The sequence below is a fragment of the Delftia sp. NA_296.1 genome, assembly GCF_052692095.1.
On record NZ_JBQZGF010000004.1, the window covers coordinates 13,079 to 38,007 of the forward strand.

25 protein-coding genes are annotated in these 24,929 nt (G+C 67.8%); 10 read left to right on the forward strand and 15 right to left on the reverse strand.

The genetic code is table 11. The annotated features are described in order from the left end of the window. Window positions 1–73 precede the first annotated feature (73 nt). Window positions 74–1,174, reverse strand: a complete 1,101-nt coding sequence (murB, locus tag ACUTR7_RS11075; protein WP_445608856.1) for a UDP-N-acetylmuramate dehydrogenase — start codon at window positions 1,172–1,174, stop codon at window positions 74–76. Window positions 1,175–1,278: 104 nt separating this feature from the next. Between murB and ACUTR7_RS11080 the strand changes: the two genes are divergently transcribed. The 3 genes from ACUTR7_RS11080 to ACUTR7_RS11090 are packed head-to-tail and all read left to right on the forward strand — an operon-like array spanning window position 1,279 to window position 3,493. Beyond that, on the forward strand, window positions 1,279–1,764 hold the full coding sequence (locus ACUTR7_RS11080) for a YajQ family cyclic di-GMP-binding protein (protein WP_012206580.1): 486 nt from the start codon (window positions 1,279–1,281) through the stop codon (window positions 1,762–1,764). Between the two features lie 33 nt (window positions 1,765–1,797). Further along, a complete protein-coding gene (locus ACUTR7_RS11085; protein ID WP_445608857.1) occupies window positions 1,798–2,463 on the forward strand; it encodes a retropepsin-like aspartic protease family protein in 666 nt (221 codons plus the stop codon). 40 nt (window positions 2,464–2,503) lie between these two features. Continuing rightward, complete coding sequence (locus ACUTR7_RS11090; RefSeq protein WP_445608858.1) at window positions 2,504–3,493, forward strand: HD-GYP domain-containing protein; 990 nt, start codon at window positions 2,504–2,506, stop codon at window positions 3,491–3,493. Between the two features lie 37 nt (window positions 3,494–3,530). Here ACUTR7_RS11090 and ACUTR7_RS11095 read toward each other — a convergent pair whose 3' ends face one another. The 7 genes from ACUTR7_RS11095 to ybaK form a co-directional block, all read right to left on the reverse strand. Then, window positions 3,531–5,291 carry an FAD-dependent oxidoreductase gene (locus tag ACUTR7_RS11095; RefSeq protein ID WP_445608859.1) on the reverse strand — a complete coding sequence of 587 codons (1,761 nt, stop codon included), beginning with the start codon at window positions 5,289–5,291 and terminating at the stop codon, window positions 3,531–3,533. Next, window positions 5,270–6,814 (reverse strand): polyamine aminopropyltransferase, encoded by a 1,545-nt coding sequence (locus tag ACUTR7_RS11100; RefSeq protein WP_013801576.1) that lies wholly within the window; start codon window positions 6,812–6,814, stop codon window positions 5,270–5,272. The genes ACUTR7_RS11095 and ACUTR7_RS11100 overlap by 22 nt, the downstream gene beginning before the upstream one ends. 87 nt (window positions 6,815–6,901) lie before the next feature. Then, window positions 6,902–9,061 carry a TonB-dependent receptor gene (locus ACUTR7_RS11105; protein ID WP_445608860.1) on the reverse strand — a complete coding sequence of 720 codons (2,160 nt, stop codon included), beginning with the start codon at window positions 9,059–9,061 and terminating at the stop codon, window positions 6,902–6,904. 188 nt (window positions 9,062–9,249) lie between these two features. Beyond that, entirely contained in the window at window positions 9,250–9,468 is a 219-nt protein-coding gene (locus ACUTR7_RS11110; RefSeq protein ID WP_013801574.1) for a DUF350 domain-containing protein, read from the reverse strand. An 18-nt stretch (window positions 9,469–9,486) separates the two neighbouring features. Beyond that, complete coding sequence (locus ACUTR7_RS11115; protein ID WP_088164171.1) at window positions 9,487–11,019, reverse strand: DUF4178 domain-containing protein; 1,533 nt, start codon at window positions 11,017–11,019, stop codon at window positions 9,487–9,489. Window positions 11,020–11,117: 98 nt separating this feature from the next. Then, complete coding sequence (plsY, locus tag ACUTR7_RS11120; protein WP_445608861.1) at window positions 11,118–11,798, reverse strand: glycerol-3-phosphate 1-O-acyltransferase PlsY; 681 nt, start codon at window positions 11,796–11,798, stop codon at window positions 11,118–11,120. 170 nt (window positions 11,799–11,968) lie between these two features. After that, window positions 11,969–12,463: a Cys-tRNA(Pro) deacylase gene (ybaK, locus tag ACUTR7_RS11125; RefSeq protein WP_012206589.1), complete on the reverse strand. Its 495-nt coding sequence runs from the start codon at window positions 12,461–12,463 to the stop codon at window positions 11,969–11,971. 57 nt (window positions 12,464–12,520) lie between these two features. Here ybaK and ACUTR7_RS11130 point away from each other — a divergent pair, with 57 nt between their 5' ends. From ACUTR7_RS11130 to ACUTR7_RS11145, 4 genes are read left to right on the forward strand one after another with little or no spacing between them, the layout of a single operon-like run. Further along, entirely contained in the window at window positions 12,521–13,069 is a 549-nt protein-coding gene (locus tag ACUTR7_RS11130; RefSeq protein ID WP_013801571.1) for a DUF2975 domain-containing protein, read from the forward strand. Beyond that, window positions 13,066–13,224, forward strand: a complete 159-nt coding sequence (locus ACUTR7_RS11135) for a hypothetical protein (RefSeq protein ID WP_179217848.1) — start codon at window positions 13,066–13,068, stop codon at window positions 13,222–13,224. Before ACUTR7_RS11130 ends, ACUTR7_RS11135 begins: the two co-directional genes overlap by 4 nt. A 3-nt stretch (window positions 13,225–13,227) precedes the next feature. Next, the gene (locus ACUTR7_RS11140; protein ID WP_013801570.1) at window positions 13,228–13,443 is read left to right on the forward strand and encodes a helix-turn-helix domain-containing protein; all 216 of its coding nucleotides are present in this window, start codon (window positions 13,228–13,230) and stop codon (window positions 13,441–13,443) included. Then, window positions 13,440–14,081: a hypothetical protein gene (locus ACUTR7_RS11145; protein WP_445608862.1), complete on the forward strand. Its 642-nt coding sequence runs from the start codon at window positions 13,440–13,442 to the stop codon at window positions 14,079–14,081. The genes ACUTR7_RS11140 and ACUTR7_RS11145 overlap by 4 nt, the downstream gene beginning before the upstream one ends. Window positions 14,082–14,118: 37 nt before the next feature. Here the strand turns inward: ACUTR7_RS11145 and ACUTR7_RS11150 are convergent, their stop codons facing one another. From ACUTR7_RS11150 to ACUTR7_RS11160, 3 genes are all read right to left on the reverse strand, one after another. Next, complete coding sequence (locus ACUTR7_RS11150; protein WP_445609024.1) at window positions 14,119–15,180, reverse strand: aldo/keto reductase; 1,062 nt, start codon at window positions 15,178–15,180, stop codon at window positions 14,119–14,121. Window positions 15,181–15,284: 104 nt separating this feature from the next. Continuing rightward, on the reverse strand, window positions 15,285–16,379 hold the full coding sequence (gene hppD, locus ACUTR7_RS11155) for a 4-hydroxyphenylpyruvate dioxygenase (RefSeq protein WP_063325866.1): 1,095 nt from the start codon (window positions 16,377–16,379) through the stop codon (window positions 15,285–15,287). 21 nt (window positions 16,380–16,400) lie between these two features. Beyond that, complete coding sequence (locus tag ACUTR7_RS11160) at window positions 16,401–17,825, reverse strand: amino acid permease (protein WP_445608863.1); 1,425 nt, start codon at window positions 17,823–17,825, stop codon at window positions 16,401–16,403. Between the two features lie 320 nt (window positions 17,826–18,145). On the opposite strand from ACUTR7_RS11160, the gene ACUTR7_RS11165 reads away from it, so the two are divergent. Further along, entirely contained in the window at window positions 18,146–18,793 is a 648-nt protein-coding gene (locus tag ACUTR7_RS11165; protein WP_047218409.1) for a TetR/AcrR family transcriptional regulator, read from the forward strand. Here the strand turns inward: ACUTR7_RS11165 and ACUTR7_RS11170 are convergent. From ACUTR7_RS11170 to ACUTR7_RS11185, 4 genes are all read right to left on the reverse strand, one after another. Continuing rightward, a complete protein-coding gene (locus ACUTR7_RS11170; protein ID WP_016449232.1) occupies window positions 18,766–19,677 on the reverse strand; it encodes a LysR family transcriptional regulator in 912 nt (303 codons plus the stop codon). The genes ACUTR7_RS11165 and ACUTR7_RS11170 overlap by 28 nt on opposite strands. Window positions 19,678–19,760: 83 nt before the next feature. Then, window positions 19,761–20,852, reverse strand: a complete 1,092-nt coding sequence (locus ACUTR7_RS11175) for an ABC transporter ATP-binding protein (RefSeq protein WP_012206598.1) — start codon at window positions 20,850–20,852, stop codon at window positions 19,761–19,763. A 6-nt stretch (window positions 20,853–20,858) separates the two neighbouring features. Next, window positions 20,859–22,598, reverse strand: a complete 1,740-nt coding sequence (locus ACUTR7_RS11180; protein WP_034395921.1) for an ABC transporter permease — start codon at window positions 22,596–22,598, stop codon at window positions 20,859–20,861. Between the two features lie 77 nt (window positions 22,599–22,675). Next, the gene (locus ACUTR7_RS11185) at window positions 22,676–24,004 is read right to left on the reverse strand and encodes an ABC transporter substrate-binding protein (RefSeq protein ID WP_013801562.1); all 1,329 of its coding nucleotides are present in this window, start codon (window positions 24,002–24,004) and stop codon (window positions 22,676–22,678) included. 201 nt (window positions 24,005–24,205) lie between these two features. Between ACUTR7_RS11185 and ACUTR7_RS11190 the strand changes: the two genes are divergently transcribed. After that, window positions 24,206–24,520, forward strand: a complete 315-nt coding sequence (locus ACUTR7_RS11190) for a type II toxin-antitoxin system HigB family toxin (RefSeq protein ID WP_013801561.1) — start codon at window positions 24,206–24,208, stop codon at window positions 24,518–24,520. A gap of 5 nt (window positions 24,521–24,525) precedes the next feature. Beyond that, complete coding sequence (locus tag ACUTR7_RS11195) at window positions 24,526–24,918, forward strand: helix-turn-helix domain-containing protein (RefSeq protein WP_172642952.1); 393 nt, start codon at window positions 24,526–24,528, stop codon at window positions 24,916–24,918. The last annotated feature ends 11 nt before the right edge of the window (window positions 24,919–24,929 follow it).

Sequence of the window (24,929 nt, forward strand, 5' to 3'; positions counted from 1 at the left end):
ATACAAAGCAAGCAAAGCGGCCCGCAGGCCTTCATGGTCTGCGGGCCGCTGTTTTCTTGAGGCCGTCGATCGATCAGACCACGACGGGCTCGGGCTCCAGCCGGATGCCGAATCGCTCGTAGACGCTGGTCTGTATCGCGCCGGCCAGCGTCATGACTTCGCCGCCGGTGACGCTGCGGTCCACGCTGTGCCGGTCGCCCCGGTTGACCAGCACCAGGGCCTGCTTGTCATACACCCCGGCGCGGCCCATGGATTTGCCCTTCCAGCCGCAGGCATCGATCAGCCAGCCGGCGGCCAGCTTGATGGAGCCGTCGTCCATGGGGTAGTGCACGATCTTGGGCTCGCGCGCAATGATGTCGGCGCACTGCTCGGGCGTCACCGTCGGGTTCTTGAAGAAGCTGCCGGCGTTGCCGATCTGATCCGGGTCCGGCAGCTTGGCGCGGCGGATCTCGCAGACCCAGTCGAAGATCTGGCGGGCCGTGGGCTCGGCCACGCCGGCCTCGGCCTGGCGGCGCTGCAGGTCCAGGTAGCCCAGGCCGGGCTTCCAGTCCTTGGGCAGGGCCAGGCGCACGCGCGTGATCACGGCGCGGCCCTTGAGGCCCATGCCGCGCGGCGGCACGCCGCTCATGCGCGCCCGCGCCACGGGCGTGGGTTCGGCCGGGGCGTGCTTGAACACCGAGTCGCGGTAGCCGAAGGCGCATTGCGCGGCATCCAGCGTGAAGGACTCGCCCGTGGCCAGGTCGATGGCATCCAGCGACTCGAACCGGTCCTGCAGCTCCAGCCCGTAGGCGCCGATGTTCTGCACCGGCGATGCGCCTACGGTGCCGGGAATCAGCGCCATGTTCTCCAGGCCGCCATAGCCCTGCGACAGGGTCCAGGCCACCAGGTCGTGCCAGCGCTCGCCGGCACCGGCCTCGACGATCCAGTGGCGCTCGGTCTCGCGCAGCAGGCGCATGCCCGCTATCTCCATCTTGAGGACCACGGGATCGACATCGCCCGTGATCACCACGTTGCTGCCGCCGCCCAGCACGAACACGGGCTGGCGGCCCCACAGCGGATCGGCCAGGAAATGGCGAACATCCTCATCGCTGCGCACACGCACCAGGGTGTGGGCACGGGCGGCGATGCCGAAGCTGTTGCAATGCTGCAGCGGAACATTTTTCTCGACTAACATCAGCCGGATTGTCGCACCGCGTCCCCACGCCTCCGGCACCGTGCCCGCATCGCCCGGTCCCGCGCTGCGATACTTTTTCAGAACATTTACAGGAAATATTTGCCATGCCTTCTTTTGACACCGTGTGCGAAGCCGACTTCGTCGAAGTGAAGAACGCCGTGGAGAACACCGCCAAGGAAATCGGCACGCGCTTCGACTTCAAGGGCACTTCGGCCGCCATCGAACTCAAGGACAAGGAAATCACGCTGTTCGGCGATGCCGACTTCCAGCTGCAGCAGGTCGAGGACATCCTGCGCAACAAGCTGACCAAGCGCAGCGTGGACGTGCGCTTCCTGGACATCCAGAAGGCCCAGAAGATCGGCGGCGACAAGCTCAAGCAGACCATCAAGGTCAAGAACGGCATCGAGGCCGAGCTGGGCAAGAAGCTGCAAAAGCTGATCAAGGACAGCAAGCTCAAGGTGCAGGCCGCCATCCAGGGCGACGCCGTGCGCGTCACGGGCGCCAAGCGCGACGACCTGCAGGCGGCCATGGCCCTGATCCGCAAGGACCTGGCTGACCATCCCCTGTCCTTCAACAACTTCCGCGACTGATCGCCCGGCCTCCGCCCCTGCACCACAAGCCCCATGCGCCACCTGCGTGCCGTACTTCTGAGCCTGGCCGGCGTGGCCGCCCTGCTTCCGCCGCTGGCGACAGCGCAGTCCGTGGCACTTCGCGGCGTGCTGGGCAGCAAGGCCCTGCTGGTCATCGACGGCGGCACGCCACGCGCTCTGGCGGCCGGCGACAGCCTGCAGGACGTGCGCGTGCTGCAGGTATCGGGCGACACGGCCGAGGTGGAAATCAAGGGCCGCCGCCAGACATTGCGCCTGGGCGAGGCGCCCATCAGCCTGGGCGGCCGGGGCGCGGCGGCGGGCGATCCCGCGCTTGGCCGGCGCGTGGTGCTCAAGGCCGACAACCGGGGCCATTTCATCGAACGCGGCCAGATCAATGGCAAGACCATGGTCTACATGGTGGACACGGGCGCCAGCTCGGTCGCCATCGGCCGGTCCGACGCCGAACGCATGGGCCTGCCCTTTCTCAAGGGCCAGCCCGTGATGATGCGCACCGCCAACGGCGACGCCCAGGGCTGGAGCCTGCGGCTGGACTCGGTGCGCGTGGGCGATGTCGAGGTCTTTGGCGTGGACGCCGTGGTCGCCCCTCTTGCCATGCCTTATGTGCTGCTGGGAAACAGCTTTCTGGCCCACGTCCAGATGACCCGCCAGGGCAGCGAGATGGTGCTGGAGCGGCGCTGATGCGGCCTGCACGCGCCCCGCTTTCCGCACCCCGCCACCGATGAGCCGACGCCCCGACGATTCCTACGAAGACCTGCTGGGCCTGTGGTCCGACCTGGAGGCCGCGCTGTCCGTGCTGCTGTCCGCGCCGCTGCAGGTGCAGGGCTTCCTGGTCAAGCTGCAGCAGATCGACCTGTGGCTGCAGGAGTTGATCGCCCACGACAGCGATGCCGCGCTGTACCTGATGTTCCAGCGCGCCTGCTCCTCCACCGTGGGCTACAGCGCCTCCCATGCCCTGGTCTGCGCCTGCCTGTGCCATGTGCTGGCGCGCGAGCTGCGCCTGAACGAGACCGAGCACCGCACCCTGGTACGCGGCGCGCTGACCATGAACATCGGCATGAACGCGCTGCAGGACGAACTGGCGCTGCAGCGCGAGCCGCTGACCCCCGCCCAGCAGCAGGCCGTGCAGCGCCATCCGCTGCAAAGCCAGGCCCTGCTGGCGCGTCTGTTCGTCAACGACGCGCTGTGGCTGGAACTGGTGGCCCGCCACCATGAAGCCGTACCCCAGCAGCCCTTGGCCACACTGCCCCCGGTGCAGCGCCTGGTGCGCATCCTGGGCACGGTGGACCGCTACGCGGCCCTGATCAGCCCGCGCAAGTCACGCGAAGGCCGCAGCGCCGCCGAGTCGCTGCGCGCGCTCACCCAGCAGCAGCGCTACTCCGACGAGGTGGGCTTTGCGCTGGTGCGCGCCGTGGGCCTGTGCCCGCCCGGCACCTACGTGCGGCTGGACAACGGCGACATCGCCGTGGTGCTGCGCCGTGGCGAGCCGCCGCAGCCGCCGCTGGTGGCCAGCGTGATCGGCGCCGATGGCGCCAGCCTCTACCCGCCCGTCATCCATGAAGGCGAGGACGGCCCCCGCATCCGCTCGGCACTGGCGCGCGCCGCCATCACGCTGGAGCTGGACCCGCGCACGCTGGCGCAGCTGGGCGTGCTGGCCGCACGCGGCAGCCAGTCGCTGTACCGCATGGTGCAGATGCCGGGCAACATCTGAAGCGCCTGCCACGCGCATGTGGCCACCGCGAACAGCCTCAGGTCCGCGCTGCGGCCCACAGGCCCGCATGGTGGCCGCGCGTGAAGGCCTCTTCCAGCACCGAGTAGCCGGCCCAGTCGGAATGCGCGAACCACAGACGGCGCGTGCCCGGCGTGGGCAGCAGGGCCACGCGCTCGCCGGCGCACTGCGCGCTGCGGCCCCGGTGGCGCGACTGCAGCGCCACCTGGCTGAGCAGTTGCTGGTCGCCAGGCCGGGGAATGGCCATGGCGTGGCCGTAGCGCGTGATCTCCATGCGCGTGGCCTTGTGCAGCAGGTCGGGATGGGGGACGAGCAGGCTGCCGACGATGCGGTCCCGCCAGAAGCCGAAGGGCTGGCCCAGCAGTTGCGCGCGCCCGTCAGGCCAGTCGCCCAGCGCCTGGTAGTAACTGAGCACCGTGGGCCGGGGCGTGAGCCGGTCCAGGCCCTGGTGGCCCGCGTCCACGTAGCCCAGACCGCCCGCATTCGGATCGGCAAACAGCACGTTGTCCCAGGCAGGATCGGCGCCGGGCCGGTCGGCCAGCGGCCGCTGCAGATGGATGTTGGCCACCAGCCAGGGCGCCCAGTCCAGCCGGCCCGCCACCGCGCGCAGGAAATCCGGCGCATCGCGCACCACGCGTGCCGCGATGAAGCTGGGCAGGGCCACGACGCAGCGCGCGGCCAGCCAGCGCTCGTGCTGCTGGCGGCCATGGTGGTAGACGTCGATCTCCACACCGTCGGCACCTTCGGCGATGGATAGCACGCTGCAATCCGTCTGCAGGTCGGTGGAGCCCAGCCCTGCCACCAGCTGCTGCGACAGCCAGCCATTGCCCTGGGGCCAGGTCAGCACGGCGTCGCCGGCCTCTTCGGCCGTGCGCTCGTCCTGGCGGCGCGGGGCCGAGAAGCCATGGCGGCTGGCGAAATAGTGAATGCCTGCCCAGGCCGATACGCGCGCCAGGCCCGCGCCAAAGTCGTCGCGGCAGCAGTACTCCAGATACCAGATCAGTTGCGCATCATCGATGCCCTGGCTGGTCAGCCAGGCCTGCATGGTCTGGCCGTCCAGCGCGGCATGGGCGGCGGGCAGCCGGCCCTCGCGCTGCCAGACACGGATGGACGGCATGGCAAAGGCCGCCCTGTCCATCTCCTGGGCCACGCTGCGCGCAAAGAGTTCGTACTGCTCAAGCGTGCGCGGCGCCACGCCATCGACGGGCAGCAGGCCCTCATGCCAGGCGCCCTGCCAGAACAGGCGCTCCTGCGGGCTGTGGCACAGATGGCGCTCGTCGTACTGCCAGCGGCCTGCGCGGCGCTGGCGCAGGCCCAGGGCCTCCAGCCAGTCCTGCACCTCGGCCGCATCGTCGCTGGGCAGGGGCAGATAGTGGGCACCCAGCGGACAGGGCAGGCCCGCAATGCTGCCGCCCTGGCTGTTGCCGCCCATGGCCTGCTGCGTGTCCAGCAGGGCCACGCCCTGCACACCCGCCAGCTCCAGTGCGCGCGCGGCGGCCAGGCCTGCCATGCCGCCGCCGGCGATCACCACCTTGGCACGGTGCACCACGGCCGGCGGCGGCAGCGCCAGGCCCTGGGCCAGGCGCTGCCAGAACGCGCGCAAGGCATGGCCGCGCTCCAGCGCCACGCCGCTGAATCCGCCGGGCAGGTCTTCAAGCCGCGGTGGCGTTGGCGTGCAGCCGGACAGGCCCAGGGCTGCACCGCCCGCCAGGCCCTGCAGCCATTGGCGCCGGCTCCACAGGGGCAAGAGGCCGGTGCTCAACGCTCCACCCTGCCCCATTCGCGCTCGTAGGTGTTGACCAGCACCTGGTTGGACAGGCGGTTGACTTCGGCCGGAACGCGCGCCATGTCCAGCGGGAAGTCGAACATCAGCGCCATGGTCTGCGCGCTCAGAAAGCGCAGGCCCGCAGGCAGGGCATCGGGCTCGCGCCAAGGCCGGTGGCTGGCGATGACGAAGCCCCATTCGCCAAAGCTGGGCACATGGGCGTGGTAGGGCGTGGCCTGCAGGCCGATGGATTCGATGGTCTGCACCACGGTCCAGTAGCTCTTGCGTGCAATCAGGGGCGAGGTGGTCTGCACCACGGCGTAGCCGCTGGCCGCCAGGCGCTTGTCCAGCAAGGCATAGAAGCTGTTGGTGAACAGCTTGCCGATGGCGAAATTTGTCGGGTCAGGGAAATCGACGATGACAACGTCGAAGGTCTCCCCGCCCTGCTGCAGCCAGTGGAAGGCATCGGTATTGAGGATGTGCACGCGCGCATCGCTGAGCGCTTCGCCGTTGAGCCGGCGCAGCATGGCGTTGTCCTTGAACAGGTCCGTCATGGCCGGGTCCAGCTCCACCAGGGTGACCGACTCCACCGAGGGGTACTTGAGCACCTCGCGCACGGCCATGCCGTCGCCGCCGCCCAGCACGGCCACGCGCTTGGGTGCGCCATGCGCGGCCATCACGGGGTGGACCAGGGCCTCGTGGTAGCGGTACTCGTCGCTTTGGGCGAACTGCAGGTTGCCGTTGAGGTACAGCCGCGCGCCCTGGCGCCCCTGCGTCACCACGATGCGCTGGTAGGGCGAGCTGCTGGAGAGCACGATGCGGTCCTGGTAGAAATGGTCGTCGGCCAGGCGCGTCAGATGGTCGGCGCCCCAGATGCCCGTGCCCAGCAGGGCCAGCACGGCCGCGCAGGCCAGGGCATGGGCACGCGGGCGCCGCAGCTCATGCCGAAACAGCAGCAGTGCCCAGACCGCCACCGCCGCATTCATGAAGCCGAACAGCAGCCCCGTGCGCACCAGGCCCAGCTTGGGTACCAGCAGCAGCGGAAATGCCAGCGACACGGCCAGCGCGCCCAGGTAGTCGAAGGTCAGCACCTGGGACACCAGGTCCTTGAGCGTCACATTGCGCTTGAGGATGCGCATCACCAGCGGAATCTCCAGCCCCACCAGGGTGCCCACCACCAGCACCATGCCGTACAGCAGGAACCGGAACGCGCCGGGCGCGTAGGCATTGGCAATGAACAGCGTGGCCGGCAGCGCGCCGCCGACCAGGGCCACCATCAGCTCGATGCGCAGAAAGTGCGCGGGCAGATGGTCCTCGAAATAGCGCGAAAGCCATGAGCCGATGCCCATGGCGAACAGGTAGCTGCCGATGATGGTGGAGAACTGCAGGACCGAGTCGCCCAGCAGATAGGAAGCCAGCGCACCCGCAGCCAGTTCGTAAAGCAGGCCGCAGGCCGCGATCACGAAGACGCTGACCAGCAGGGCGATGTCGATGGGACGCGCCGGCTGCGCGCCGGCAAGAGGGGCTGAGGTTTGCACGGCCGGTATTGTGCGCGATGCGCCCCTTCCCGCGTGCAACGCACACCGTGCAAGGCGGGAAGGAGCGCAGCGCCTCGGGCGCCGCCGTCAGAACTGGTAGTTGGCGCTGACCAGAACGCTGCGCGGTGCGCCTGGCATGGAGCTGGAGCGCCAGTACTGCTTGTCGAACAGGTTGGACAGCGCCACGGTCACGGTCCAGGCGTCCTGGCGCCAGCCCACCAGCGCATCCCAGCGCGTGTAGCCGGGCAGGAGAGCCGTGTTGGCGGCGTTGGTGAAGCGGCTGCCCGTGTAGGTCACGCCGACTTCGCCATACCAGGGGCCCTTGGGCGCATAGCGCAGGAACAGGTTGCCGTTGCGCTTGGCCGTGTCACGCAGGTACAGGCCCACGTTGGCGGGGTTTTGCGCGTCTTCAGCCACCTTGGCCTCCATGAAGGCCACGCCGCCTCGCACATACCAGGAACTGGCCACGCGGCCGGCCGCGCTGAACTCGATGCCGCGCGAACGGTCCTTGCCCCGGATGGCCCAGGTGTAGGGATCGTTCTCGGGATCGGGGCGGTAGCGGATGTTGTACTTCTCCAGCTGGTAGACGGAGACCTGGGTGGACAGCGCACCGCCCAGCCAGTCGCTCTTGACGCCGACCTCGGACTGGCGCGAGTACTGGGGCTCGTCGTCCGGCACCGCGCCCACGGCGGTTTCCACGGTCAGGATGCCGCGGCCGCCATAGGGCGAGTAGCTCTTGTTCCAGGACGCATAGAAGCTGTGCTCACGCACCGGCTGCCACACCACGCCCACGCGCGGGCTGAAGCCGTTGCCGTCGGTCTTGCGCGTGAGATTGGCGATCTTGTTGGTGCTCTGGAAGTCATAGCTGTCGTAGCGCAGGCCCAGCAGCAGCTTCCACTGCTCGGTCAGGCTGACCAGGTCCTGCATGTACAGCGCCTGGCCCTTGCCCTTGTGATAGTTGTCCTGGGTCGGCTTGCCCTGCACCGGACGGCTGGGCCAGACGATGGGCTGGAACGGATCGTAGGAGAAGGTGCTGCCGGGCTGGCCGACGCGCGGCGCGCGCTCTTCCTCGCTGGCCTCCAGGCCCACCAGCAGATCGTGCTTGATGCTGCCCGTGCTGAACTTGCCCGTCAGGTCCAGCGTGTTGGACAGCGTGGTGTTGCGGGTCTGCTGCCAAGCGTAGTTGGGCGTGATCTTGCCGGTGGCGGCGCGGTAGGTACCGGCGAAATAGTGGTCGAAGTCCTGGCTGGCCTCGCGCTTGCTGGCCACCCAGCGCAGGTTCCAGCGGTTGTTGAAGTCATAGGACAGGTCGGAGCGCAGCACGCGCAGGCGATCTTCCACGTAGTCGCCCGGCGCCGCGAAGCCCTTGCGGATGGAAACGCCAGCTGGCAACTGGTCATAGACCGGGCCGCGATCGGGCACGCGCCAGACGTTGTCATAGGTGTACTGGCCGGTCCAGCGCCATCCCGTGCGGGTGTCCACCAGGATGCTGGGCGAGACCATCTCGTTGCGGTTGCGTATGCCTTCGCGGAAGCTGTGGGCCTGCTCGCGGTCGGCCGTCAGGCGCACGGCCACGTTCTCGTTGAGCACGCGGTTGATGTCGATGGTGCCGCCCACGTTGTCCCAGGAGCCGCCGCGCAGCGTGATGCTGCTCTTGGCGTCGAAGCGCGCCTGCTTGCTCACCATGTTGACCACGCCGCCGCCCGCGCTGCGGCCGTAGAGCACGGAGGCCGGTCCCTTGAGGATCTCGATGCGCTCCACATTGGCCGTGCTGCGGCGCACCTGGCCGCTTTCGCGCACGCCGTCGCGGTAGATGTCGCTCTCGTCGGCCTTGAAGCCGCGGATGTACACGCCCTCGCCACGCATGTCGTAGGTGGTGTTCACGCCCGGCACGCCGTCCAGCATGGTGGCCAGGTCGTTGATGCCGTAGCTCTTGTATTTGTTGACCTCCAGCGTATCGATGGTCTGCGGGATGTCCTTGGGCGCCAGATAGGTCTTGGTCGCCGTGGTCACGCCTTCGGGGCGCACGTCGTCAGGGTCGTACTGGGAAGCGTTGACCTGCAGCGTGGGCAGGGTGTGGGCCTGTTGAGGCTGCGTCTGCGTCTGCGTCTGTGCCTGGGCCGGATCGGCTGGAACGGCTGGAGCGGCCTCCTGGGCATGGACCGCGCCCGCCAGCGCGGTGGTAATGATGCCAGCGGTCACACCCACTGAAAGCCTTGCCCTGCGGGCAGCTTGATGGTCTGTCATGGAAACCCTCTCTTCGAATGAAGGGGGCGATTCTATTTAGAATGCAAACGAATATCATTTGCAAACTCACTATCAACAAGGAATTTGTTGCGACGCAGCAACGCCGCCATGCGCAGCGCAGCCGCACCTTTTCAGGCGGGCTGCGTGTCGGCAGGAGATGGGGAGTGCGGGGGGCCAGGCGGCCCCGTTCAATGGATGGCGGCAGCGACGATGATGCTGATGCCCAGGCACATGGCGGCCACCACCATGGCCAGCGCCTTGTTGTGCTTCTCGACGATCTCGGCCCACATATCCACGGGCGTGATCTTGTCGATGATGATGAAGCACAGCCAGAACACCACCACGCCCACCAGCGCATAGAGGATCGAGCCGAAGAAGGCGGCGGGGTTGAACCAGTCGAAGTTCATGATCAGTTTCTCCGTTGTTTACTTGTGGCTGCCGCCCGAGGTGTAGCCACCCCAGGAGCCGCCGCTGCTGCGGGTGTAGCTGTTGCAGTTGGGATCGGTGTTCGGGTTGCAGTTCGGGCGCGACATGCAGCCGCGCAGCATGACGAACACCAGCCACAGGATGACCACGCCGATGACGATGGTCCACAGGCCGAAGCGGCTGCCCGACATCACGCCGACCTGCGAGCGGTCCCGCAGCTGCTTGAGGCCGAAGGCCGTGGCCAGCGTGGTGGCCGAGACGGCGCTGCCATGCGACCAGGTGGTCTCGCCGTTCTCGGTCTCGCTGGCCAGAAAGGCCTTGTTCTGCGCGCCTGCGCTCACATAGTCCACATTGCGCGTTGTCTGGCCGCGCTGCACGGGCCAGTAGAACTCGCCCAGCGCATAGGTGGTCTCGGCCGTGTAGCGCGATTCAAGCTGGTACTGCCGGCCCATGTACTTGGCCGTGCTGCGGTTCTTGGAGAGCTTGGGCACGCCCGTGGTCACGCGGGCCATGCTCCAGCCATCGGAGGAATCGACCAGGAAGGCGAAGCCGGCCTTCTGGCTGAACAGCAGGTATTCCTCCCAGCCAAAGCTCTCGTCGTCGCCAGGCTCCTGGCCCATGCGGTGCTGAAAGCCCACCACCTGCCACTGCAGGCCTTCCAATGCACCCTTGCTGCCCAGGGGGATGGCGGGGCGCACGGGCTCGTTCTGTTCGGCATAGGACAGTTCCTTGCCAATTCCCTGACTCAGGTCCACCAGCGATCCGCAACTGGGGCAGCTCAGGCTCTTGGTGGTGGTGAAGCGCACAGGCACCACGGCGCCGCACTTGGGGCAGTTGAAGTGCCGGCCCTGTTCGCCCTTGAGCGAGGCGCCGTCGCGCAGGCCCTGCAGCCTGAGGTCGTCCAGCACCACGCGTTCGCCCAGGCTCAGCGCAGGCGGCTGGGCCGAGAAGTCCACGGACAGGACCTGGCCCTGCTCGCTGCGCAGCTCCACCAGCCAGTACGGCGTGCCGGGCTCGGGAAGCTGCGCCAGCTCGCCCTGGGCCGATACCAGCCGCGCGTTCTGCACGCTGCTGACCGTGAAGCTCTTGCCGCCCAGCACGCGCTGCGAGCCCAGCAGCCAGTCGGAGGCCTTGAACGGCCCGTTGCGCAGGGCCTCGGCCTCCCAGGGCCAGGACCAGACGAACTGGCCGTTGTCCTCGCTCAGAAAGCCCAGCGCACCATCGCTGAACGCGGCCACCCATTCGCTCCAGGCGCCCGCCTCGCTCTTGAGCTGCAGCCGCCCGACCAGGGTGAAGTGCTCGGGCTTGCCGTTGCGCAGCATCTGGCCCGTGGCGCCGATGCGCAGGGGGCTGTAGTCCTCGAAGACCTCGGCCATGGAGCCGCGGCGCTGCAGCACATCGCCCTGGCGCACCACGGTGCTGCGGCAGAACTCGCAGACGGCGTAGCTGGCCTGGGCGCTGGAAAATTCCACGGGCGCGCCGCAGCCGGGGCAAGGTGCGCGGTAGACGCGCTGCGATGGACTCGATGCCATGTGGGAAGGTCGTCAGTGGTGAGAGGGCCTGGAGCGCGGCTGGCGGGCCACGCCATTCACGCAAGCTGCGCCCGTGGAGCGCAGCGCGGTGGCGGCGGTCAATGCGGCTTGCCTTTGGCCGTGCCGGGCTTGGCCGCGGCGGCTGCCGGGTCGGCCTTCTTGCTGCCCAGCCTGGATTCCTTGCCGGCCATCAGGCGCTGGATGTTCTCGCGGTGGCGCCAGATCAGCAGGGCCGCCATGGCGACGATGGCGGCGGCAATCGGCGTCTCGGCATACCAGACCACGCCACTGCACAGGAGGTAGTAGACGGGGGCGAACACGGAGGCCACCAGGGCCGCCAGCGAGGAATAGCGGAAGAACACGGCAATGATCAGCCAGGTCAGCGCCACCGCCAGGCCCAGCCAGACGCTGATGCCCAGCAGCACGCCGAGGGCCGTGGCCACGCCCTTGCCGCCCTTGAAGCGGAAGAACACCGGGTACAGGTGGCCCAGGAAGGCGGCCAGCGCCACCACGGCCACCGTGCCGTCGCCCAGGCCGAAGCGGCTGCCGAACCATTGCACCAGGGCCACGGGCAGCCAGCCCTTGGCCGCATCCAGCAACAGGGTCACGGCTGCGGCCGCCTTGCTGCCGGAGCGCAGCACATTGGTGGCGCCGGGGTTGCCGCTGCCATAGGTGCGCGGATCGTTCAGGCCCATGGCCCGGCTGACGATGACGGCGAACGACAGCGAGCCGATCAGGTAGGCCGCCACGGTGGCGAGAAGGGGGTAGAGCGCGTTCAATTGAAGTCCTTGGCCGGTCTGTGGAGCGCCGGCGCGCGATCCGGCCGGCCATGATGGCCCGCCCTCCCTGATCGCCGACACATGTTTTTCATCAGGACCTGCGCGAACCCGTTGGAGGCGGTGGCCGCCTTCCCTGGTGTGCGCAAGTCATGTTCATTTCTTCAGGGCATCTATTCTGCCAGCGCGCAGTGCACGGGCCGTGCATCCAGCAGCTGCACGCAGACCTGCGGGTCCAGCTGCACCAGAAAGCCCCGGCGCCCGCCGTTGATGGCGATGCGCGGCAGCGCCAGGATGCTCTCTTCGATATAGACCGGCATGTCGCGGCGCGTGCCGAAGGGCGAGGTGCCGCCGACCAGGTAGCCGCTGTGGCGGTTGGCGACTTCGGGCTTGCAGGGCTCCACGCTCTTGGCGCCGATCTGCCGTGCCAGGTTCTTGGTGGAGACCTTGCAGTCGCCGTGCATGAGCACGATCAGCGGCCTGGCGTCCTGGTCCTGCATCACCAGGGTCTTGACCACCATGTGCTCGTCCAGGCCCAGGCTGGCCGCGCTGTGCTCGGTGCCGCCGTGTTCCAGGTACTCATAGGGGTGCTCGGTGAACTCCACCTTGTGGGCGCGCAGCAGCTGCGTGGCCGGTGTCTCGCTGACATGAGAGTTTTTCTTGGACATGAATTTTTTATCGTTTTACAATAATTTTTTATCGATTCATCAATACAAGGCTGTGCCATGAACTATACGCCCCACGCCGCGGGCAACGCCCTGAGGCGCCACTCCCAGGCGGCGCGCATCCTGATTGCGCTCGGTGCCGTCGCGCTGCTGGCCCTGCCGGCAGCCGCCCTGCTGTCGCCGCAAGATCTTTCGGGCCAGGCGGAAGGCCTGCTGGGCATGCCGCCCGGCCAGCCGCTGGACATGGCTGCGCGCTGGCGCACCGCACTGGTCAGCCTGCTGCCCGTGGGCTGCGGCCTGTATGCGCTGCGCCAGTTGTGGACACTGTTCGGCGAATACCTGCAGGGCCGTGTCTTCGGCCAGCAGGCGCAGCACGCCCTGATGCGCTTTGCCTGGACGGTGCTGGCGGGCGCGCTGGCCCTGCCCTTCACGCGCGCGCTGATGTCGGTGGCGGCCAGCATGGGCAATCCGCCAGGGCAGCGCTTCGTCACGCTGGGCCTGTACTGGCACGATGGCCTGCTGGTCCTGCTCGGCGTGGTGCTGGTCTCCATCGCCCATGTGATGCTGCAGGCCCGGCGCATCGCCGACGAGAACGCGGGATTCGTATGAGCGGCGTTCCCATCACGATCCACCTCATGGTGCTCCCCGGCCAGCGCCCGCTCTCGCTGCACCTGTACGAGGCCGCATTGGTGCTGCTGGGCCTGATCCTGCTGGCCCTGGTGATCTTCCTTCGCGACGCCAACCGATTCCGGGATGGCGACTGAACCATGCCCATCATCGTCCACCTCGATGTGATGCTGGCGCGCCGCAAGATGCGTTCGCGCGAACTGGCCGAGATGGTCGGCATCACCGAACAGAATATTTCCCTGCTCAAGAGCGGCAAGGTGCGCGGCGTGCGCTTCGACACGCTGGAGCGCATCTGCGAGGCGCTCCAGTGCCAGCCCGGTGACCTGCTGGAATGGGTGGCAGGGCCCGAGGCTTGAGCAGCGGACGGCTGCGGCTGATCGCGGGCCTGCTGCTGTCGCTGCTGCTTCATGGGGTGCTGCTGTGGCAGGGTCTGGCCTCGGACATTGCGCGGCCCGGCACCGGGCAGGCCGAGGCGCACCGCCTTCAGGTGGTCTGGGTCGAGACGCCGATGCCGATGCCGATGCCGATGCCGACGCCGACGCCGGCCCCCTCTCCTGCTCCAGCGGCTGCCCGGCCCGGACCGGCGCCCGCGCACGCGTCCCCGCCTACGCGACGGCCGGACACCGCCGCCGTCGCACCGCCTTCAAGGCAAGGCGCAGGGGCTGCAAAGGCCACGGAGCAGGCCGCGACAGCCGCCGCGCCGCAAGCGCCTGTCCCCGCCGACACCGAGGCCGTCCCGGACACCGCGCGCAGCGCCAGGGCCATGGGCCGCCTGCTGGACTCGGCCGCAGGCCGCGAGGCCGTGCAGTCGGCGGCCCGGCAAGGCCTGGTCAGGCCCCAGATCCATGCGCAGCGCGAGGACCCGCTGGCCAGCGGCATGCGCGAGGCCGCCCAGGGCGATTGCATGAAGGGCGAGTTCAAGGGCGGCGGCATGGGCCTGCTCAGTCTGCCCATGCTGGCGGCCGCTGCGCTCAAGGGCGAGTGCAGCCGCTGAAGGCGCGGGGCCAAGGCCTATTGCGCAGGGCCTAGGCCTATTGCGCAGGGTCGCGCACTTCCCAGCGGATGGCGTCGATGGCCGACAGCAGTTCGGGCGACAGTTGCGTGCCCCAGGCGTTCAGATCCTCATCGAGCTGGGCCACCGAGGTCACGCCGATGATGGTGCTGGCCACCTGCCACTTGGTGTAGCAAAACGCCAGCGCCAGCTGCGTGGGTGTCATGCCGTGCTCGCGCGCCAGCGCGTTGTAGCGGCGCGCGGCGGCCAGGGCTTCGGGCCGGCCCCAGCGCTGCCTGCGCACGGACTCGTAGCGCGCAATGCGTGCGGCCTGCGGCGCAGCGGGATCGGTGGGCGCATGCACGTCGAACTTGCCCGTGAGCAGGCCGAAGGCCAGCGGCGAATAGGCCAGCAGCGAGACACCCAGGCGATGGCAGCTTTCGTCCATGCCGTTTTCCCAACTGCGGTTGAGCAGGCAGTAGGCGTTCTGCACCGAGGCCACGCGCGGCAGGCCGTGCTGCTCGGCCAGGCGCACGAATTCGTGCACGCCCCAGGGCGTTTCATTGGACAGGCCGATGTGGCGCACCTTGCCTTCCCGGACCAGGCGGCCGAGCGCCTCGAGCTGCTCGTGGATGCCGGTCTGCGAGCTTTCCTTGGACGGGTCGTAGTACAGCTGGCCGAAGGCCGGCACATTGCGCTCGGGCCAGTGGATCTGGTAGAGGTCGATCACGTCCGTGCCCAGGCGGCGCAGGCTGCCTTCGCAGGAGGCGGCGATGTCGGCCGCCGTCATGCCCTTGCCCTCGCGCACCCAGGGCATGCCCCGCGAAGGACCGGCCACCTTGGTGGCCAGCACGACCTTGGCGCGCGCGCCGGGGCGCTGGGCGAACCAGCGGCCGATGATGGTTTCGGTGGCGCCGCAGGTTTCGGCGCGTGCGGGCACGGCATACATCTCGGCCGTGTCGAAGAAGTCCACGCCGCGCTCCAGCGCGCGGTCCATGATGGCAAAGGCCTCGGCCTCGCCGACCTGCTCGCCGAACGTCATGGTGCCCAGGCAGATGGGGCTGACTTGCAATGCGCTTTGACCGAGCGCCACCGGTTGCATCGAGGGGGAATTCATGGGCACCGAGTGTAGGGCCGCCCGTGTTTACCCTGACGACAGCGCGCCCACCCGGCCAGGGCCGGGCGGGCGCGCTGCGTCCGTCGGGATCAGGCGCCCTGCGGTGCCTCGGCCTGCAGCACGCCGCGGTTGATCTGGTCGCGTTCCATGGACTCGAACAGGGCCTTGAAATTGCCTTCGCCGAAGCCTTCGCGGTAGTTGCCCTTGCGCTCGATGAACTCGAAGAACACGGGGCCCAGCATGGGCTGGGAGAAGATCTGCAGCAGCAGGCGCGGCTGGCCGCCCTCGGTCGTGCCGTCCAGCAGGATGCCGCGTGCCTGCAGCTCGCCCACGGGCTGGCCGTGGCCGGGCAGGCGGCCTTCCAGGTTCTGGTAGTAGATGTCGTTGGGCGCGGTCAGCAGCGGAATGCCGGCCATCTGCAGCTGGTCGATGGAGTCCAGCAGGTTGTCCGTCAGCAGGGCGATGTGCTGGATGCCCTCGCCGTTGAACTGCATGAGGAACTCCTCGATCTGGCCGCCGCCCTGGCGCGATTCCTCGTTCAGCGGAATGCGGATCAGGCCGTCGGGCGCCGTCATCGCCTTGGAGGCCAGGCCCGTGTACTCGCCCGAGATGTCGAAGTAGCGGATCTCGCGGAAATTGAACAGCTTGCTGTAGAAGTCAGCCCAGTAGGTCATGCGGCCACGGTAGACGTTGTGCGTCAGGTGGTCCACCACGTGGAAGCCGTGGCCCTTGGGGTTGCGGTCCACGCCGGGCAGGAACTCGAAGTCGATGTCGTAGATGGACTTGCCTTCGTCGAAACGGTCGATCAGGTACAGCGGCGCGCCGCCGATGCCCTTGATGGCCGGCAGGCGCAGCTCCATGGGACCCGTGGGGATCTCCACCGGCTGGGCGCCCAGTTCCAGCGCGCGCTTGTAGGCCTGGTGCGCGTCCTTGACGCGGAAGGCCAGGCCGCAGGCCGAGGCGCCGTGCTCGGCCGCGAAATAGGCGGCCTGCCCCGGCTCATTGTTGATGATGAAGTTGATGCCTCCCTGGCGGTACAGCAGCACGTTCTTGGAACGGTGCTTGGCCACCAGGGTGAAGCCCAGCTTCTCGAACAGCGGCTCCAGCACGCCGGGCGCGGGCGACGCGAATTCCACGAATTCGAAGCCCATCAGGCCCATCGGGTTGTCGAACAGGTCTGCCATGGTTGGTTCTCCTTGAAGGTTTCAACGGGGGATGTGCGCGGGTTCCAGTACGGATTCCAGCACAGGCGTGGGACGTTGGCGGAACACGAGGCGATAGGCCCCGTAGACCACCAGGACCCAGATCGGAATGGCCAGCGCGGAGGACCGCACCGACGGTGTCAGCAGCATCACGCCCACCACCAGGGCCATGGCGGCCAGGCAGATGGCGTTGGTCAGCGGCGCAGCCGGTGCGGGAAAGCCCAGCACGGTCTTGCGCGCCACATGCGCCCGGCGAAAGCGCCAGTGCGCCACGATGATGATGGTCCAGGTGATCACCAGGGCCGCCACGATCAGCGACATCAGCAGCTCGAGCACACCGGCCGGCGCCACATAGTTCAGCACGATGGCCAGCGCCGTGAAGATGGCCGGATAGACGATGGCCCGCACCGGCACGCCGCGGCGGTTGACCTGCATCAGCGAGCGCGGTGCGTTGCCTTCGCTGGCCATGCCGTACAGCAGGCGGCTGTTGCTGTAGACCATGCTGTTGTAGACCGACAGCGTGGCCGTGAGGATCACGAAGTTCAGCAGGTGGGCGGCCGTGTTCTCGCCCAGGCCCGAGAACACCAGCACGAAGGGGCTGCTGCTGTAGGTGTCGCCGCCTGCCTTGAGCTGGCCCAGCAGGTCGGTCCAGGGCATCAGCGACATCAGCACGGCCATGGAGCCGATGTAGAACACCAGCACGCGGTAGATGAGCTGGTTCACGGCCTTGGGGATGACGGTGCGCGGCTGGTCGGTCTCGGCCGCCGCGAAGCCCAGCATCTCCACGCCGCCGAAGGCGAACATGATGAAGGCGAAGGCCATCACCAGGCCGGACAGGCCGTTGGGGAAGAAGCCGCCGTGCGTCCACAGGTTGCGCACGGTCTGCTCGGGCCGGTCGGCGTTGGCCAGCAGATACACGCCCGCAGCGATCATGGCCAGCACGGCCGCGATCTTGATCAGCGCGAACCAAAATTCGAACTCGCCATAGGCCTTGACGTTGATGAAGTTCACGCCGTTGATCAGCACGAAAAACACCGCCGCCGTGACCCAGGTGGGTATGCCGGGCCACCAGAACTGGATGAACTTGCCTGCGGCCGTCAGCTCCAGCATGCCCACGAGCACATACAGCGCCACACAGTTCCAGCCCGCCAGAAAGCCCGTGAAGCGGCCCAGGTAGCGGTTGGCGAAATAGCTGAACGAGCCCGCGTTGGGCTCCTCGACCAGCATCTCGCCCAGGAAACGCATGATGAAAAAGATGATCAGCCCGCCAATGGCGTAGCCGAGCAGCACGGACGGGCCGGCCAGCTCGATGATGCCGGCCGAGCCCAGGAACAGGCCCGTGCCGATGGTGCCGCCCAGCGCGATGAGCTGGATATGGCGGTTCTTGAGCCTGCGCTCCAGATGGCCCTGCGAAGAAGAACTGTGCATCAAGAGGGTGCTCCGGCTCTCAGCAAGGCGCGCGGCGGCGCAGGGGTTGGAACACTTCGGTGGTCTTCACGGCAATGTCTCCTCGTGGGGTGCCTGTTGGAATGCGGGGCGTTGTGCGCCCCTTGTTGATGGGTATCAACTATAAAAAACAATAAATTATTATTTCTTGTAATTTATCCCTATGGACAAGCCCAAAAAGAAGGAGTAGCGAAGGCGATCGACGCATTGCCGCCCGCCATGCCGCACTGCGGCGACGGTTGAACGCCCGCAACAAACAAAAACAATCTACTATTATTTTTTTGCCCTCTGGAGCCCAGAACATGACGACGTCCGCCACGCAGCGGCGCGCACGCACGCCGCAGACCGAGCGTGTGGAGACAACGCAACGCAAGATCATCGACTCCGCCCTGGCGCTGCTGCGCGAGGGCGGCTTCAAGAGCGCCACGCTGCAGGCCATCGCGCGCGGCGCCGACGTGTCGCTGGGCGCGCTGCAGCACCACTTCGAGAGCCGCGACGCGCTGATGGAGCGGCTGGTCATCGAGGTCATGGAGCCACTGAGCGACCAGGGCACGGTCTGGCCCGACAAGGCCCTTCCCCTGCGCGAGCGTGCACAGACCTTCGTCACCCTGGCCTGGGACAACATCTTCGGCGCGGCCAACTACCAGGCGGCCTGGAGCATGTTCTTCGGCTGCAAGGCCTCCCCCTCGCTGTTCGACCGCGTGGACGCGCGCCGGGTACATGTGGACAGCGTGTTCTATACGCGCTTCCTGGACGTCTTCCCCGAGATCGCGGCCCACCATCCCCGCCCCCAGGGCTTTGCGGCCATGGCCTTCGCCATCCTGCGCGGCACCGGCGTGCTGGAGCTGTTCGAGGTGGGCGAGCAGGAACGCCAGGGCAGCCTTGATGCGCTGGTCGAGGCCATCGTCCAGGCAGGCACCCCTCAGGCCGGCGGCGGCGCCGCCGCCTGAACCTCGGTCAGCCCCCAGACCCTGCGCAGCTGCGACAGCGTGGCCACCAGGGCCGGGTCGTGCTCGGCCTCGCGCGGGTGGATGAAGCCCAGCTGTGCCGACACGCGCGCGTGCGGCCAGATGGCCACGCAGCCATGCTCGGCCGCGGCCAGGGCGCGGTCCTCGCGCAGCAGCGCCAGGCCCAGGCCGGCGCGCACCAGGCTCTCGGGCGCGGCGGCCGCATCGCTTTCCACGATCTGATTGGGGCTCAGCCCCTGGCGGGCGAACAGCGCCAGCAGCAGGGCCTGCTCATGGTGCTGCGCGGGCGCGCCAATCCAGGGCAGTTGCGCCAGGTCCTTCCAGCCCGATTGCAGGACGCGCTCGCGCAGCGCGGGCGGCGCCGCCACGCGGTAGTGCAGTGTCTGCAGCACCAGCGCGCCCAGGTCGCGCGGCATGTGGGCGCCGATGTAGAACGCGCCCTGCAGGCCGCCGGCCGCGACCTGCGCGCGCAGCTCCTCGGCCCAGCCCTGGCGTGTCTTGATGTCCAGCAGCGGCAGCGCCTCCACCAGGCCATGCAGCAGCGAGCCCAGGCGCAGCGCCTCGGGGTCGGCCACCGTGCCCAGCAGCAGCTGGCCGGTGATCTCGCCCTGCAGCTCGCGGGCCTGGCCCTGCAGGCGTCCTGCCGCATCCAGCACCTGCCGGGCGGGCTCCATCAGGGCCTCGCCAGCCCGCGTGAGGCTGATGCGGCCCGGGCGCCGGTCGAACAGCGCCACGCCCAGCTCTTCCTCCAGCGCCTTGATCTGGGCCGTGATGGCGGGCTGCGTCAGGTGCAGGGCCTCGGCCGTGCGCGTGACGCTGCCCAGCGTGGCCGCCGTGACGTAGGCGCGCAGCTGATACATCTCCATGGGCGGCCAGCCTAGCGCAGGCGCCAGGGCCTGCGGCCCGGGCAGGCCCGGGTGTCAGGGAACATCCCTAGCCGTCTCATCGTTCACTCATCGAGGTAGCGCAGCTGCGTGGGCTCGATGCCCAGGCGCACCGGCATGCCCATGGGGAACATGGCAATGCCCGCGTAGTGAGCCTGGTCGGCGACCACGGCCACCTCGCCCACGCGCACGCGGTAGCGCGAGAACTCGCCCAGGAACTCGGCGCTTTCGATTTGCCCTTCCACCCACACACGCGAGGCATCGCCCGCATCGTCGCGCACCGCAATCTGCACCTGGTGCGGCCGGAAGGCCAGCGCCGCGCGCCCCGGCACGGGCGGCTGGGCCGGGCGCGGCAGGGTCAGCGTGCCCAGGCCCGGCACCTTGAAGACCAGGGACTCGCCTATCGTCGGCAGCACCTCGCCCTCCAGCACATTGGCCGTGCCGACAAAGCCCGCCACGAAGCGGTTGGCCGGATAGTCGTACAGCCCCGCCGCCGAGCCCACCTGCTGCAGCACGCCCTTGTCCAGCACGGCCATGCGGTCGGCCGTGGTCATGGCCTCTTCCTGGTCGTGGGTGACGAAGATGGTGGTCAGGCCCAGCTTGCGCTGCAGGCTGCGCAATTCCTCGCGCATCTGCACGCGCAGCTGCTTGTCGAGGTTGGACAGCGGCTCGTCCAGCAGCAGCAGCTTGGGCGCGATCACCACGGTGCGCGCCAGCGCCACGCGCTGCTGCTGCCCGCCCGACAACTGCCCAGGCCGGCGCTGCGCGTACTGCGATAGGCCCACCAGCTCCAGCACTTCGCCCACCTTGCGGCGGATGGTGTCGCGGCTTTCCCGGCGCTCGACCAGGCCGAAGGCCACGTTGTCGTACACCGTCATGTGCGGCCACAGCGCATAGTTCTGGAACACCATGCCGATGTTGCGCGCATGCGGCGGCACGCCCGTGATGTCCTGCCCGCCCACCAGCAGCTCGCCGCGCTGGTGCCGGTTGAAGCCCGCGATCAGCCGCAGCAGCGTGGACTTGCCCGAGCCCGAAGGCCCCAGCAGCGCGAAGAACTCGCCGGGCTCGATCTTGAGGTTGACGTCGCGCAGCACTTCGTTGCTGCCGTAGCTCAGGCTGATGTGCCTGCATTCGAGGGAGACAGGGTCCAGGTGCATGGCGTTTCACTCCGAAGTCGATTGCACGGTGGCGCGCGAGCGCTCCACGAAGCGGTGCGAGAAATACGTGCCCAGGCCGACCACGACCACGGCCAGCACGCCCAATGCCGCACCGGGCCCGCGCCCCGAAATGCTTTGCATGTACAGGTAGATGCCGTAGCTCATGGGCGCCTGGCTCTGGGCCGAGGCCAGCATGATGGTGGCCGACAGCTCCACGGCCGCCGTGATGAAGCTGGTGACGAAGCCGGCCAGGATGCCGCCGGCCATCAGCGGCACCATCACGCGCCGTATCACGCTGGTGCGGCCCGCGCCCAGGCTTTGCGCGGCCTCCTCCAGCGAGATGTGCACCTGCTGCAGCGCCGCCATGCAAGAGCGCAGCGCATACGGCAGCCGCCGCACCGCATAGGCCAGCATGATCAGCACCCAGGTCGTGACGATGGGTGTGTCGGTGAAGGGCAGGTTCACGCCCTTGAACAGCCGCAGGTAGCCGATGGCCAGCACCAGCCCCGGAATCGCCAGCGCCACCGATGCCAGATAGTCCAGCCACTGCCGGGCAGGCAGCCGGGTGCGCAGGATCAGGTAGGCGATGGCCGTGCCGATCACCACGTCGATGCCCGCCGCCATCAGGCAGTACAGCAGCGTGTTGCCGATCATGTAGCCCGAGTCGGTGAACACCGTGGCGTAGTGCTCCAGCGTGTAGCTGTCGGGCAGCACCGAGAAGCTCCAGACCTTGGAGAACGACATCAGCAAGATGCCGATGTGCGGCGCCAGCACCACCAGCAGCACCAGGGCGATCCAGCCATAGGCCAGCAGCGCCTCCCAGGCCGACAGCCGGCGCTTTTGCAGCGCGCTGCCGCCCTTTTGCAGCGTGGCGTAGTCCTTGCCCTTCATCACCCGCGCGGCCAGCCACAGGGCGACGATGGAGAACGCGATCATGATCACGCTGATCACATAGCCCAGCGGATCATCGAGCCCCACCGAGGTGATGCGCAGATAGGCCTGGGGCGCCAGCATATTGGTCACGCCCATCACCAGCGGCGTGCCCAGGTCGTCGAACACTTTCACGAACACCAGGGCCGCGCCCGCCAGGTAGCCGGGCATGGCCAGCGGAAAGATCACGCGCCGAAACAGCCGAAAGCCACGCGAGCCCAGGTTCAGCGCCGACTCCTCCATGGCCCCGTCGATATTGCGCATGGCCGCCACGAGGTTGAGCAAGATGAACGGGAAGTAGTGGATGCTCTCCACGAAGATCACGCCCGTCAGCCCCTCCATGATAGGCACGGTGAAACCGAACCAGTCGTCCAGCAGCAGGTTGACCGAGCCGCTTCGCCCGAAGATCAGCTGCAGCGCCACCGCCCCCACGAAGGGCGGCATGATCAGCGGCAGCACGCCCAGCGTCTGTATCAGCAGCGCGCCCCGGAACTCGAAGCGCACCGTCAGGTAGGCCAGCGGCACGGCGATCAGGCTGGCGAAGAACACGCTGGCCAGGGACACGCCCAGGCTGTTGAAGAACGACTCGCGGAAGACGGTCTGGCCGAAGAAATTGCCGAAGTGCCCCAGCGTGAGCCCGCCGCCTTCATTGACGAAGGCGGTGTAGACCACCATGCCCACGGGCACGATGAGAAAGGCCAGCAAAAAGGCCAGGATCAGCGCGAAGGCCAGCCACGGCCCCCAGCCCGACGGAATGCGCCGTGCGCGCGCAGCAAGGGGGGCGGCGGCGGGCGCCGCCATGGAATCGATGCTCATGCGAATGCTCCGCAGCGAAAGAGACTGTCAAGGGGAGTGCATGCAGGCGCCCGGTGCCGGGCCCCTGCGCCCGCCACTTACCGGGCCAAGCCGCGCGCCTCGGCGGCCAGCTTGCCTGCGCGCTCGTAGTTGGCACGCGCCTTGTCGGCCCACATCTGCTCCAGGCCCGTCAGCTCCTTGGACACGGCCACATCGCGCCGGCTCTTGCGGAACAGCTCCAGGAACTGCTCGTCCTTCACATTGGCTTCGCCCACCAGCGGCGAGTAGGCGATGTCGCGCGCCTGCGCCAGCAGCTCCTGCCCCTTGGCATTGGGCTTGGCCTGCAGGGCCTTGTGCGCCTCCTGGATGGCGCGCGTGGCCGCCTGCAGCTCCTTGAGGCGGAAGGTCACCATCTGGTCGAACAGGCTGATCACCACGGCATAGCGCGACTCGGACAGGTTGGCGTCGAACTGCACCTTGGCGCGCTGCGCCACCTCCTGCGGCACGGGGTAGCCGGCCGGCGCCTTGAGCTGACTGTAGGGCAGGATGGGCAGGCGGCTGATCTTGGGATCGAACAGCAGCTGCTGGCCCGGCACCGACATGGTGAAGGCCATGAACTTGCGCGCCTCATCGGCATTCTTGGCGCCCGCGATCAGCGCGATGTTGGCCGGCACCACGGCCGTCATCGCCGGGTAGGCGAAGTCCACCGGGAAGCCCGAGTACTTGCCCGCCAGCCCGAAGAAATCGATCACGATGCCTATGCCGTACTGGCCGTTGTTCACGCCATCGGGCACGGCAAAGCTGCGGTCGGTCACGGCGGCGGCATTGCCCATCATGGACAGCAGCTGGCGCCAGCCCTTGTCCCAGCCCTCGCCCTGCAGGATGGTCTCCACCGTCAGCTGCGTGGTGCCCGAGCGCGAGGGCGAGGAGATGGCGATGTGGCCGAAGTACTCGGGCCGCGTCAGATCGCTCCACTCCTTGGGTGCCGCCAGCTTGTGCGCCTTCAGGTAGCGCGTGTTCCACATGATTCCGTAGCCGGCCAGCGCCTGGCCGTAGTACAGGCCCTGCGGGTCGTTGAGCGGGTAGTTGCCGATCTTGGCGGGCGCGGCCGGATTGCGCGTCTCGGGCGCGGCGGTCAGCAGCTTGTTGCGCGCCAGCACCTCGAAGGCATCAGGGGCGCTGGCCCACATGATGTCGGGCCGCTGGCCCTCGGGCAGCTCGCGCACATAGGCCACGGCGGCCGTGGTGTTCTTGTTCAGGATCTCTATCTTGATCCCCGGATTGGCCGCCTCGAAGGCCTTCTGGTAGGCCGTGGTCAGCTCCTTGGGAAACGAGGTCAGCACCGTCACCGTGCCGGCCTGGGCCGCCATGGCGGCGCCCCACAATCCTGCGGCCATGGCGGCCGTCAGCCATCTGCGTTGCTGCATTGCTGTCTCCTTCGGGTTGTTGTGCGGTCAATCTGCAACCCACTGTAGGCAGCGCCGGCCCTGCCGGCCAATCATTGTTTCTGATGCCATGCATCAGCGGCGGCGGCGCTCGGGTTAACCCGGCGCGAAAACACAAGCACGGCAAAGAGCACAAAGACCATGCCAGCAGCCTCAGTCCCAAATTGGGACTAACATCCACCCATGCACATCGTGGCCCGTTCCACCCTCGTCAATTTCTACAGCAGGCCGGAGCATGCGGATGCCAAAGGGCCGCTTGAGGCGTGGTTCGACATGGCCACCCGCGCGCAGTGGACCTGCCCTCAGGACGTGAAGGACCAGATCGGCAATGCCAGCATCGTGGGCAACAACCGGGTCGTGTTCAACGTCAAAGGCAACGACTACCGCCTGATTGCCGCCATCGCCTACAGGCAGCAGTGGCTGTACATCAAGTTCATAGGCACGCACGCGCAGTACGACAAGGTGGATGCAGCCACGGTGGACCAGAGCCTGCAATGAAAGGAATGACCATGGAAATCCGCCCCATCCGGACCGAGCAGGATTACAGGACAGCACTGACCGAGATCTCGCAACTGATCGACAAGGACCCGGCCTCGGGAACGCCCGACGGCGACAGGCTGGACATTCTCGGAACACTGGTTGAGGCCTACGAGGCAAGGCACTACCCCATCGCACCCCCCGACCCTATCGATGCGCTGCGCCTGCTCATGGAGTCCCGGGGCATGACGGTCAAGGACCTGGTGCCCTACATCGGGCAGACCAACCGCATCTACGAAATACTCAACCGCAGCCGCCCTCTGACGCTGAACATGCTCTACAGGCTTCATGACCTGGGCATACCGGCCGAGAGCCTGCTGTCCCGCCCGCGCACCGCCGCATCGGAAAGCCACGGCTGATGCCCACCCCG